At 68.6% G+C, this 11,392-nt stretch carries 13 protein-coding genes; 10 read left to right on the forward strand and 3 right to left on the reverse strand.

The genetic code is table 11. The annotated features are described in order from the left end of the window. The first annotated feature begins 112 nt into the window (after positions 1-112). The 5 genes from KD1_RS08265 (at position 113) to KD1_RS08285 (ending at position 3,909) form a co-directional block, all read left to right on the forward strand. Complete coding sequence (locus KD1_RS08265; RefSeq protein ID WP_068400299.1) at positions 113-1,555, forward strand: serine/threonine-protein kinase; 1,443 nt, start codon at positions 113-115, stop codon at positions 1,553-1,555. Positions 1,556-1,689: 134 nt separating this feature from the next. After that, positions 1,690-2,040, forward strand: a complete 351-nt coding sequence (locus tag KD1_RS08270) for a transposase (protein ID WP_157073243.1) — start codon at positions 1,690-1,692, stop codon at positions 2,038-2,040. After that, on the forward strand, positions 2,037-2,921 hold the full coding sequence (locus tag KD1_RS08275; RefSeq protein ID WP_083542289.1) for an IS3 family transposase: 885 nt from the start codon (positions 2,037-2,039) through the stop codon (positions 2,919-2,921). Before KD1_RS08270 ends, KD1_RS08275 begins: the two co-directional genes overlap by 4 nt. Before the next feature lie 57 nt (positions 2,922-2,978). After that, positions 2,979-3,179 (forward strand): hypothetical protein, encoded by a 201-nt coding sequence (locus tag KD1_RS08280; protein WP_068400306.1) that lies wholly within the window; start codon positions 2,979-2,981, stop codon positions 3,177-3,179. 517 nt (positions 3,180-3,696) lie between these two features. Then, positions 3,697-3,909 carry a hypothetical protein gene (locus KD1_RS08285; protein ID WP_068400308.1) on the forward strand — a complete coding sequence of 71 codons (213 nt, stop codon included), beginning with the start codon at positions 3,697-3,699 and terminating at the stop codon, positions 3,907-3,909. An 81-nt stretch (positions 3,910-3,990) separates the two neighbouring features. Here the strand turns inward: KD1_RS08285 and KD1_RS08290 are convergent, their stop codons facing one another. Beyond that, entirely contained in the window at positions 3,991-4,848 is an 858-nt protein-coding gene (locus KD1_RS08290) for an alpha/beta fold hydrolase (RefSeq protein ID WP_217995843.1), read from the reverse strand. An 89-nt stretch (positions 4,849-4,937) separates the two neighbouring features. Between KD1_RS08290 and KD1_RS08295 the strand changes: the two genes are divergently transcribed. From KD1_RS08295 to KD1_RS08305, 3 genes are all read left to right on the forward strand, one after another. Then, positions 4,938-6,176 (forward strand): amidohydrolase, encoded by a 1,239-nt coding sequence (locus KD1_RS08295; RefSeq protein WP_068400314.1) that lies wholly within the window; start codon positions 4,938-4,940, stop codon positions 6,174-6,176. Further along, positions 6,173-6,835 (forward strand): phosphoribosyltransferase, encoded by a 663-nt coding sequence (locus KD1_RS08300; protein WP_068400318.1) that lies wholly within the window; start codon positions 6,173-6,175, stop codon positions 6,833-6,835. Before KD1_RS08295 ends, KD1_RS08300 begins: the two co-directional genes overlap by 4 nt. A gap of 62 nt (positions 6,836-6,897) precedes the next feature. Next, positions 6,898-7,302: a nuclear transport factor 2 family protein gene (locus KD1_RS08305; RefSeq protein ID WP_068400321.1), complete on the forward strand. Its 405-nt coding sequence runs from the start codon at positions 6,898-6,900 to the stop codon at positions 7,300-7,302. Positions 7,303-7,355: 53 nt separating this feature from the next. Here KD1_RS08305 and KD1_RS08310 read toward each other — a convergent pair whose 3' ends face one another. Beyond that, a complete protein-coding gene (locus tag KD1_RS08310) occupies positions 7,356-8,660 on the reverse strand; it encodes a helix-turn-helix domain-containing protein (RefSeq protein WP_068400325.1) in 1,305 nt (434 codons plus the stop codon). Positions 8,661-8,790: 130 nt separating this feature from the next. Between KD1_RS08310 and exaC the strand changes: the two genes are divergently transcribed. Together exaC and KD1_RS08320 are read left to right on the forward strand one after the other, a co-directional pair. After that, a complete protein-coding gene (exaC, locus tag KD1_RS08315) occupies positions 8,791-10,314 on the forward strand; it encodes an acetaldehyde dehydrogenase ExaC (RefSeq protein WP_068400329.1) in 1,524 nt (507 codons plus the stop codon). A 47-nt stretch (positions 10,315-10,361) separates the two neighbouring features. Further along, the gene (locus KD1_RS08320) at positions 10,362-10,754 is read left to right on the forward strand and encodes a DUF779 domain-containing protein (protein ID WP_068400332.1); all 393 of its coding nucleotides are present in this window, start codon (positions 10,362-10,364) and stop codon (positions 10,752-10,754) included. A gap of 97 nt (positions 10,755-10,851) precedes the next feature. Here the strand turns inward: KD1_RS08320 and KD1_RS08325 are convergent, their stop codons facing one another. Further along, the gene (locus tag KD1_RS08325; RefSeq protein ID WP_068400334.1) at positions 10,852-11,337 is read right to left on the reverse strand and encodes a GyrI-like domain-containing protein; all 486 of its coding nucleotides are present in this window, start codon (positions 11,335-11,337) and stop codon (positions 10,852-10,854) included. Positions 11,338-11,392: the final 55 nt, after the last annotated feature.

The following is an 11,392-nucleotide window of genomic DNA, read 5'->3' on the forward strand; positions in this document are numbered from 1 at the left end:
GACGACACGGCGGGCCAGGCCACGCGCGCGAGCGGGCAGGTCAGGAGTCCTCACGCTGCGTCATCCTTCCACGATTCTCCGTCATCGCCGCACGTCGGGGAGGATGTCCCCCATGGAGCCACGCATCATCGCCGGCCGCTACCGCCTCGACACCGTCATCGGCCGGGGCGGCATGGGCACCGTTTGGCGCGCCCACGACCTGCGCCTGGGCCGGGATGTCGCGCTCAAGGAGGTCGACCTCTCCCGCGACGACGCGACCACCGCCGAACGCTTCACGATGGAGGCCCGCGTCACGGCCCGGCTGCAGCACCCGGCCATCGTCACCGTGCACGACTTTGGCGTCGAGAACGGCACCGGCTACCTCGTCATGGAGCTCGTCGACGACCCGACGTTGACCCAGACGGTGAGGGAGCGCGGTCCGCTGCCCTCGGACGAGGCCGCGGCGGTCGCGCGTGGGGTCGCGGCCGCACTCGGCTCCGCCCACGCCCAGGGGGTGCTGCACCGCGACATCAAACCGGCCAACATCATGTACGGGCCGAGCCGGCGGGTGCGGGTGCTCGACTTCGGCATCACCCGCCTGCTGGACGAGGCGCAGCCGGTGGGGTTGACCGCGACGCAGCAGGTCGTCGGGTCTCCGGAGTACATGTCGCCCGAGCAGGCGCAGGCCCACCCGCTCGATCCGCGCTCCGATCTGTACGCGCTTGGGTGCGTGTTGACGTTCATGCTCACCGGTCGGCCGCCGTTCACCGGAGGCGCGCCCCTGGCCGTGGTGATGCAGCAGGTGCAGACCCCGGCGCCGCGGATCTCCGCGTCGGTGCCAGACGTGCCGGCATGGCTCGACGACCTCGTCGCGGACCTGCTGGCCAAGGACCCGGCGGCGCGACCGGCGTCGGCGCAGGTCGTCATCGACCGGATCGACGTTGGGCTTTCTGGGGCGGGCGAGGCGACGGCGACGATGATCGTCCCGCCGCCGGTGGTGGTGGGCGGAGCGCCGACCGAGCGGCTGGCTGCTGTGACCGACGGCACGCAGGTGATGCCCGTGGCGGCGGGGATGCATGGGGACGCGGATCCCATGCCCGCCACGCGAGCGGAGCGTCGTGACGCACGTCGAAAGGGCGGCTGGGTGCCCTGGGTGTTGGGTCTGGCTGCGCTCGCGGTGCTCCTGTTGATGGCCTACCTCGTGTGGGGGCTGCCGGGTGGCAACAATGACCCGGTCACGCCGACCCAGAACTCGACATCAAGTTCGTCGACCAGATCGTCGTCGACGTCACCGTCCAGTTCGTCGAGTTCGATGACGCCCTCGACCACGCCGTCATCGACCACGCCGACCTCGACCACCCCGTCCTCAACGACGCCCTCGACCACCTCGCCGACCACGACTCCGTCACCGAGTACCAGCACGCCGCCGCCGACGACCAGCACTCCACCGCCGACGACGACCCCATCAACCACGACGCCATCAACGAGCACGCCGCCGTCCGAGCGCAACGGGCCGCCCGAGACTCCGCCGGGTCAGGCCAAGAAGTCGCAGAGCGGCGACCAGAACCAGCAGTAGCCGGAGAACGCAGGTGAGCGACGACAGCGGTTGCGGATCCTTGTCGGGATCCTCCGCCGTCGGAGGGACCCGCGATAGTGTTCTGATAGAGCCCTGGACCGTCCCCGGTTTGGTGGATAGTGGGATTGGCTTGCGTGTTTCCTGAATGGAAAGGAAACCGGATTATGGGATCGACGCGTCGTCGTTTCACCGACGAGTACAAGGCGAACGCAGTATCATTGGTACTCGACGATGGGCATACCGTCGCGGAGGTAGCGCGGAATATTGACGCGCACGAGATGACGTTGGGTAAATGGGTGAAGAAGGAACGTGACGCCCGTAAGGGCCAGGTGGACCCACAGTCGCCGTTGACCGAGACCGAACGTGCCGAGTTGGACCGGTTGCGGGAGGAGAACAAGGCAGTCAAGGCCGAGAATGCGCACTTGCAGATGCAGGTGAGCTTCGCAAAAAAAGTAGCGACCTGGTTCGCGAAAGACCAGCAGTGAAGTTTGCTGCAATCGCGGACTGGGCGGATTCGGGTTCCTATCCGGTGGCATTCATGTGCACCGAGTTGGGCGTGTCCACGTCGGGTTTCTACAAGTGGCGCGCGACCCCAGTGTCGGCGCGCGCGCAAAGCGACGCGACCCTGAGCGAGGTGATCAAGCACCTGCACGCCACCCTGGCCGGCAACCCGGGCGTGCGGCGTGTCCACGCCGGACTCGCTGCGGCCGGGCACCGGGTCGGTCAGAAGCGGGTCTGGCGACTGATGCAGGCCCTGGGACTACAGGGACGTCACCCCAAGGCTTGGCGGCGCACCACCATCGGCGGGCCAGCCCCGGTACCCGCTCCCGACCTCATCGGCCGGGACTTCACCGCCGCCACCAGGGACCAGAAATGGTGTGGGGACATCACGTACATCAAGACGTGGCAGGGGTGGGCATACCTGGCGACCGTCATCGATCTACATTCCCGAAAAATCGTTGGCTGGGCCATCGACACCCATATGCGCACCTCACTGGTCACCGACGCCTTGGACATGGCCATCATGCACCGCCAACCACCCGAGGGCGTCATATTCCACTCAGACCGGGGAGTTCAATACACCTCGACCGAGTTCACCGAGTACTGCAAGCTCCACCATATTCGCCGATCACTCGGACGAACGGGGGTTTGCTACGACAATGCCGTAGCCGAATCGTTCTTCGCGACCTACAAGAAGGAACTCATCCACACCCGACCCTGGCCCAACCTGAAAACGCTGAAGAAACACACATTCACCTGGATCGAGAGCTACTACAACAACGCCAGGCGCCATTCCACCCTCGGCTACTTGACACCCAACGAATACGAACTAGGATTACGACACATCAACGAACTCGCAGCCTAATTCAAGCATCCACTTTTGCGGGAACACTCCACCCGAAAAGGCGGGCCGCATTCGGGGGTGATCGCCATGACGGTAGAGACGCTTACTCGGCGCGAGGCAGAGACTGAGCGCGAAGAACTTGTCGATGAGATGCGCACTCGCTTCGAGACGGACGACCGCGAGGAGTTGCGGAACCTCACACTGTCGGGAGACCTCAACTTCCAGCAGATCGGACGCGTAAACCGACTGCGCACGCTCGACTATCTGCTCGGGGAGTGAATGCAGGCCCTCTGGGCGCGCAGGTCAACGCCTTCGTCGGGCGCGTCAACGCGACCTTGAAGGGTGTCCTGCCCGACTTGGCTGATCAGCCGCTCGAAGCCACCCACCGTGGCGGAACTCTTTTCGTCGTCGAGACCGCAGCAGACGAAGGCTTGACCTTGACGAAGAAGGGCGCACCATTTCTGGCCCTGACGGTGCGCTATGAATGCGGTTGGGACGGCCCGGAAGCGTTCACCCGAGTCAACCAATCCGAGTTTTGGCTCTACCGATACGGCGAGACTCCTGCGCTCATCCGCTATGAATTCACCCAAGGCGCGCATCGGCACCGCCCCGTCGCACACGTGCACGTGCACACGGACGACCAGCGCATTCTTGACGTCATGACCGACGCCGGCACCGCCACGAGGACGGGCAAGAGCACGCTCGCCGAGCCTCGCAGGGCAAGGCGCAACACGCGGATCTGCACCTCCCCGTGGGTGGACCCCGGTTTCGCCCCGCGCTTGAGGACGTGCTGCACATGGCCGTCGAGGAGTTCGGGGTCGACCACGAACCCCGTTGGGTTGAGAGCCTTGAGGCAGGCCGTGAGGACTGGCGTCGCATCCAGACCAGGGCCGCCGTACGCGATGCGCCGGAGGACGCCGCCAAGACGCTTGAGTCCTTGGACTACACAGTGATTCGGCCAGAAGGCGGTCCGCCTCTGGGAAGCCCCGACCGGCTACGCAAGTTCTGAGACCTGGTGCAGTCACGTTGAGCACTCATGCTCAACCACCCGCACCGACTTCCACCAACGGCAGCAGGCAGGACCCTAGGCTCAGACGGGCAGCAGACCCCAGTGCGTCGTGATCTCGCGAGCCAGCCCCTGCACGCGCGGCAGCGAGTGCCACAGGCCGTGACCGCCGGACACCTGGACCGTGTTCACGTGCGCTCCGGTCGCCGCGAGGCTCTGCCCCAGCGACTGCACCGCGGCGGCGGGGGAGAGGCGGCTGTTGTCGCCGTGGATGAGCAGCACGCTCGGAGCGGCGTCGTGCCCGACGACCGCGCGCAGGTCACCGTCGGTGCGACCCCAGCTCAGTCCACCGCCGAGCAGCGACTGGTCGAGCAGGTTGCGTCGCGGCGACGGCGCCAGCGGGTTGTGCTGCCACGGCGCCGGGATCGACGCTCCGTGCCCGGCGGTCTCGACGAGGTACTCCGGGGTGGACTTCGACTCGTGGTAGACCGCCGCGATGAGCTGGATCGGGTTCCACGCGCGGAATCCCACGGGTTCGACGAGCGTCAGTGACGTGAACCGCGCCGGGTCGACCGCCGCGATGGCCGAGGCCATGGTGGCGCCCATGGAGTAGCCGATGAGGTCGAGCGACTCACCGGCCGGGACCACCTCGCCGACCGCGTTGAGCAACCGCGAGGCCACCGGGCGGTAATGGCCGGCCAGCAGCGCACGGCGCTCCGCCCAGCTCAGGGGCGCGCTCTCGCCCAGGCCCGCGCTCTCGACGACGACGAGGCGGGAGCGCAGTTCGGCCGCGAGCAGCTCGAAGCGCTGCAACTCGAACGGTTCGAGCCACGCCATGTGCCCGAGCAGCACGACACACGTGCGCGGCGCATCGCCGGGATCGACGATGGACAGGCGCACTCCGGCCTCGGTCACGTGGAACATGTCGGTATCAACGCACACCGCGCGCCACCGTGTTCCGGCATCGTGTCATAACGTCAGGAGAGTCACACCCGACCATTGACCACGCCGCAGCCGCGCAAGGAGCCCACATGTCTGCCGCCGCCACCGTGCTCTCCGGACTGGACGACCTCCGCCCCGCGCAGGAGGACCTGTACAAGGACCTCCACGCCCACCCCGAACTCAGCATGCAGGAGACGCGCACGCGCACCCTGATCGCCGACCGCCTGCGCGCCCTCGACTACCGCGTCATCGAGATCGGCGGCGGCGTCGTCGGCATCCTCGAGAACGGCGACGGCCCGGTCGTCCTCCACCGTGCCGACTTCGACGCCCTCCCCGTCGTCGAGGACACCGGGCTGCCCTACGCCTCGACCGTCACCGCACTCGATGAGGCCAGCGGCGAGACCGTCGGCGTCATGCACGCGTGCGGCCACGACTTCCACGTTGCCTCGCTGCTGGGTGCCGCCGAGCTCATCGCCGCGGCGCGCGACACGTGGTCCGGCACGTTCATGGCCCTCTTCCAGCCCGGCGAGGAGACCGCCGCCGGCGCCGCTGCCATGGTCGACGCCGGCCTGACCGGGGCGATTCCCCGCCCGGACGTCGCCCTGGCCCAACACGTGCTCAACCACGACGCCGGCGTCGTTGGCGTGCAGCCCGGCCCGATGCTCTCAGCCGGCGACAGCATCAAGATCACCGTGTTCGGCAAGGGCTCGCACGGCTCGATGCCGCACCTGAGCGTCGACCCGGTCGTCCTCGCCGCGACCATCGTCGTGCGCCTGCAGACGATCGTCGCCCGCGAGATCGCCCCCGGCGACTTCGGCGTCGTCACCGTCGGGGCCCTCAATGCCGGCGCCAAGAGCAACGTCATCCCCGACCACGCGACGATGCTCCTCAACCTGCGCACCTACGACGAGGACGTCCGCGCCGCGATCATCGACGGCATCGAACGCATCGTGCGCGCCGAGTGCGACGCCGCGCGCTCCCCGCAGCCGCCGACGTTCGAGTACTACGACCGCTACCCGCTGACCGACAACGACGCCGACGTCACCGCGACGGTGCGCCGGGCCTTCACCGCCCACTTCGGCGCCGACCGCGTCATCGACCTGGGCCGCGTCACCGCCAGCGAGGACTTCAGCCGCGTCCCCGACGCGTTCGGCACCCCGTACTCGATGTGGGGCGTGGGCGGCTTCAACCCCGGCGAGGGCGTGCCGAACCACAACCCGCGCTTCGCCCCGCTGCTCCAGCCGACGCTCGACACGAGCACCGAAGCCGTCGTCGTCGCGGCGATGGCGTACCTGGGTCACGACCGCACCGACACCAGCACGCCATGACGCTGTGGGGCCGGGCTGAGTTCGTCGATCGCGTCGACGCCGGACGCCGCCTGGCCCGACACCTCGCCCGGAACCACCCCGACCTGCGCGGCCCGGACCTCGTCGTCCTGGGCCTCCCGCGCGGCGGCGTCCCGGTCGCGGCCGAGGTCGCCCGGGCGTTCGACGCTCCGCTCGATGTCATCGTCGTGCGCAAACTCGGCGCGCCGTGGCAACCCGAACTCGCGGTGGGCGCGATCGGTGAGGGCGGGTTCGAGGTCGTCGACGAGGCCTCCCTCGACCGCGGGTCGGTGACGATGGCGGAGGTGCGCGCGGTCGCCGATCGCGAGCGACTCGAGTTGGCGCGTCGCATCGATCGGCTGCGCCACGGCGCTCCGCCCGCGAACCTGACCGGCACAACCGCGCTCATCGTCGACGACGGTGTGGCCACCGGCGCGACCGCGCTGGTCGCCTGCCAGGTCGCGCGCCACCTCGGAGCGCAGCGGGTCGTGCTCGCCGTGCCCCTCGCCCCGGTCGATTTCCCCGAGCAGCCCCAGTGGAGCGACGCAGCCGACTCGATCATCGTGCTCGCCCGCCCCGAGCCGTTCCACTCCGTCGGCACGCACTACGACGACTTCACCGCGACGACCGACGACGAGGTCGCCGCGCTGCTCCGGACGTGACCGACTAGCGTTCCTCTTGCGTCCACACGACCCGCGTCACGACCACGCCCGAGGGGCCGAGCATGAACTACGCCGAGATCCACGCCACCCTGTCCACCCACTTCGCCACGTACTTCGAGGCGGTCGACGTCAAGGACCTCGACACGGTCCTCGACGTGCTCGACGGGGCCGTCGTCACCATCGGCGGAGCCGAGATCACCGACCCGGCGCAGGTGCGCGCGTTCTACGAGGGGCGGCTCATTGCGCCCGACGGCAACGGGCGGCGGCTGACCAAGCACCACGTGACGAACATCCTTTGGGACGGCCCCGACGAGGCCGGCGTGTACGACGTGCGGGCCTACTACTTCCGGCTCGAACCGGGCAAGAACCGCCCGCGCGTGACGACCAGCGGTCGGCTGCAGCAGCGCGTCGTGCGTGACGGCTGGCGCTGGCGCGTGGTGCACCACGCGATCGTCACCGATTTTTGAGAGTCAGCGACTTCTGATCGGTCACGACTTCTGATCGGTCACCTCGTGTTCGCTCACCGACCGACGCCCAGCTCGCGATCCAGACGTGTGAGCTGGGCCGCGACCATGGGCCGCAGTGGCGAATTCGCGCCGAGCGCGCGCCCCTGCGCCTGCCACATGTCGTAGTCGTCGGCGCCCCACCCGCTGCGCGTCCACGTCGACATCAGGTCCGGCTGGGCGCTGGTCAGCACCGCCTGGCGCAACGACCCCTCGATCGACTGCCGCAGTCGCACGATGCCGGGCGCCACCGACCCCGGCAGCAGCGGACCGCGGTAACCACGCATCGCTCCGCCAATGTCACCGACCGACAGACGCGAGTCGACGGCGAGCCAATCGGCCGCCACCGCCGCATCGAGGCGGTACGGGCGCGAGGTGAGCAACTCGTCGCCCAGGGCGGAGCGCAGTCGGCCCAGCTCGACCCGCAACGTCGACGGGCTGATCTCCTCCTCGTACACGAGTACCGCGAGCTCATCGCCGGACAACCCGCGCGGCGTGGCGGCGAGCAGCACGAGGATCTCGCTGTGCCGCCGGCTCAGCCGCAGCGTCGAGCGGTGCCCCCGACCGTCATCGATGGTCAGCAGCGCCTCATCACGCCCCAACGCCTCGATCCGGGCGCTGAGATCGGAGCGCGGTACCGGAGCGTCGTCGAGCCCGGCCGACCACGTCGCCACCCCGGGCGTGCGTCGACCCGGGGCGCCCTGGCCCTGCGCCCGCTGCCCGGCCACCAGCGCCTGCCGCGCCAACTCCGCCTCGGCCATGCGTGCGGCCGCCCGCAGCATCGCCATCGTCTGCGGCACGACGAGGTTGTCGCCGCCGGTGACGTCGAGCACCCCGAGCAACGAGTGGTCGACCGGGTCGTGGATCGGGGTGGCCGCACAACTCCAGCGCTGCACCGAATGCCGGAAATGCTCGGCTCCGATGATGTTGACCTCGGCATCGAGTTGCAGCGCCATGCCGGGCGCGTTCGTGCCGGCCAGCCGCTCGTCCCAGTTGCTGCCCTCGACGAACCCGATGGACTCGGCCCGGCGCAGCACCGCGCTCGTGCCACACAGCCACAACAACTGCCCCTGCGCGTCGGCGACGGCCATGACGGCGTCACAGTCCCGGGCGGTCTGGCCGAGCACGTCATCGAGCAGCGGGAAGACCTGCGCGAGTGGATGGGCCGCGCGAAACTCGCGCAACTCGTCCTCCGGCAAGGTGATCGGAGCGTCGATGCGCTCGGCGCGCACCCCCGCCGCAGCGGAGCGCACCCACGAGTCGGCCACGGCAGCGCGCACCCCACCCGTGGAGGTGGGCGAAATCAGCGGCGACGGTGCCATGCCCTCGATTGTCCGTGGGGCGCGGGAAACATGCAACGTCGATGCAACGTTGCCCGGCCTACGGTCGACAAACCTCCCCCGGCCGAGACCGGCCGTGGGGAGGCTCCAGACAACGACGTTGGGAGACGACATGACCATCTACGCCGCCCCCGGATCGCCTGACTCGCTCGTGCAGGTCCAGCCCCGCTACGGCCACTTCATCGGTGGCAACTGGGTCGACCCGAAGAAGGGCCAGTGGTTCGAGAACATCAGCCCGGTCAACGGCAAGCCGTTCACCGAGATCGCCCGCGGCACCGCGGAGGACATCGAGGCCGCCCTCGACGCGGCCCACGCCGCCGCGCCCGCGTGGGGCCGGGCCTCGCTGGCCGAGCGCTCGCTGATCCTCAACCGGATCGCCGATCGGATGGAGGAGAACCTCGAGGCCCTCGCCGTCGCCGAGACGTGGGAGAACGGCAAGGCCGTGCGCGAGACGCTCAACGCCGACCTGCCGCTGGCGGTCGACCACTTCCGCTACTTCGCCGGTGTGCTGCGCGGCCAGGAGGGGTCGAGTTCGGAGATCGACGAGAACACCGTCGCGTACCACTTCCACGAGCCGCTCGGCGTCGTCGGGCAGATCATCCCCTGGAACTTCCCGATCCTCATGGCCGTGTGGAAGCTCGCGCCGGCGCTGGCCGCGGGCAACGCGGTCGTGCTCAAGCCGGCCGAGCAGACGCCGTGGTCGATCCTCAAGCTGGCCGAATTGATCGGCGACCTGTTGCCGGCCGGTGTGCTCAACATCGTCAACGGCTTCGGAGTCGAGTGCGGCAAGCCGCTCGCGAGCTCGCCGCGGATCGCGAAGATCGCCTTCACCGGCGAGACCACGACCGGCCGCCTGATCATGCAGTACGCCAGCCAGAACATCATCCCGGTCACCCTCGAGCTCGGTGGCAAGTCGCCGAACGTCTTCTTCGACGACGTGGCGCAGGAGCGCGACGCGTTCTACGACAAGGCGTTGGAGGGCTTCACGATGTTCGCGCTCAACCAGGGCGAGGTGTGCACCTGCCCGTCGCGTGCGCTCGTGCAGCAGTCGATCTACGCCGACTTCGTGCCCGACGCCATCGCCCGGGTCGAGAAGATCAAAATGGGCAACCCGCTCGACACCGACACGATGATGGGTGCGCAGGCGAGCAACGACCAGCTCGAGAAGATCCTGTCCTACCTCGACATCGGCCGGCAGGAGGGCGCGAAGGTGCTCACCGGCGGCGAGCGCAACGTGCTCGACGGTGACCTGGCCGAGGGCTACTACGTCACCCCGACCGTGTTCGAGGGCCAGAACTCGATGCGCATCTTCCAGGAGGAGATCTTCGGCCCCGTGCTGTCACTGACCTCGTTCACCGACGAGGCGCAGGCCCTGGAGATCGCCAACGACACCCTGTACGGACTGGGCTCCGGCGTGTGGACCCGCGACGGCTCGCGCGCCTACCGCATGGGCCGCGGCATCAAGGCCGGCCGCGTGTGGACGAACTGCTACCACCAGTACCCGGCGCACGCCGCGTTCGGTGGGTACAAGCAGTCGGGCATCGGTCGCGAGAACCACAAGATGATGCTCGACCACTACCAGCAGACGAAGAACCTGCTCGTGTCGTACTCGCCCGACGCGCTGGGGTTCTTCTGAGCCGAATTCCCCATGCGGTGTGCGGAGAAGTGCGGTGAGATGACGCCATGTCCAGTGACCTGCTCGGACGGGTCGATCTGACCGCTGAGGCGGCGGAGTTGCTCCGCCGCCTCACGGCTCAGCACGGCCCGTTGATGTTCCACCAGTCCGGCGGATGCTGCGACGGCAGTTCGCCGATGTGTTATCCGGCGGGGGAGTTCATGACCTCCGAGACCGCCGACGTGCACCTGGGTGACCTCGCCGTCGAGGGGCTCGACGCTCCGGTGCCGTTCTGGATGTCGGCCGCCCAGTACGAGTACTGGAAGCACACCCATCTGACGGTCGACGTCGTCAAGGGACGGGGCAGCGGCTTCTCGGTCGAGGCGCCCGAGGGGGTGCGGTTCTTGATTCGGTCGCGCCTGATGACCGAGGCGGAGCTGCGTGCGTTCGGCTTAGTCTGATTCCCCCCGCCCCTTCCCCCCGCCCCTCTCGCGGTTCGAGGTATTACCGACCGTTGCAGCGGTCGGTAATACCTCGAACCGGTGGGGCAGCGGGGCCTCAGGAGGACGCGAGGGGCCAGATGATCTCGACTTCGGCGTCGTTCGGGTCCTGCGGGTCGTTGACGTAGTTCTCCCACATGACGTCGCTGGGGTGGTGACCCTCGGCCTGGCACCACTGCCAGATGGCGTTGTACGTGTCGGCGAGGGTGTCGTAGTGCCCGCGGTGCAGCGCCCGGATGACGCGCCCGCCGGGCAGGGTGTCGGCGTGCACGTCGCCGGCGTCGGCCAGCGGGCTCGCGGTGGGGAAGCCGGCGGTGATGTCCGCGGTGTCGGTCGGCATGCCCTCGTACTTGCCGAACGGCGCTCCGGTCAGGGCGATGCCCTGGGCTTCGGCCGCGGCGACGACCGCCTGGAACGTGCTGCTGTAGAAGTCGCCCAACTGGTTCATCGGCACGGTCTTGCGCACGACCGCGACGGTGACGGGCTCGATGGTGACGATCTGGGCGTCCGCGGGGGCGCTGGGGCCCTCGAACAGGTCTGACATCGCTGGTCTCCTCATGCTTCGGGTCGACGTCCCCCACCCGGTTCGAGGTATTACC

Source organism: Kribbia dieselivorans NBRC 106261, from assembly GCF_001552435.1.
In the GTDB taxonomy this organism is placed as follows: Bacteria; Actinomycetota; Actinomycetes; order Actinomycetales; family Dermatophilaceae; genus Kribbia; species Kribbia dieselivorans.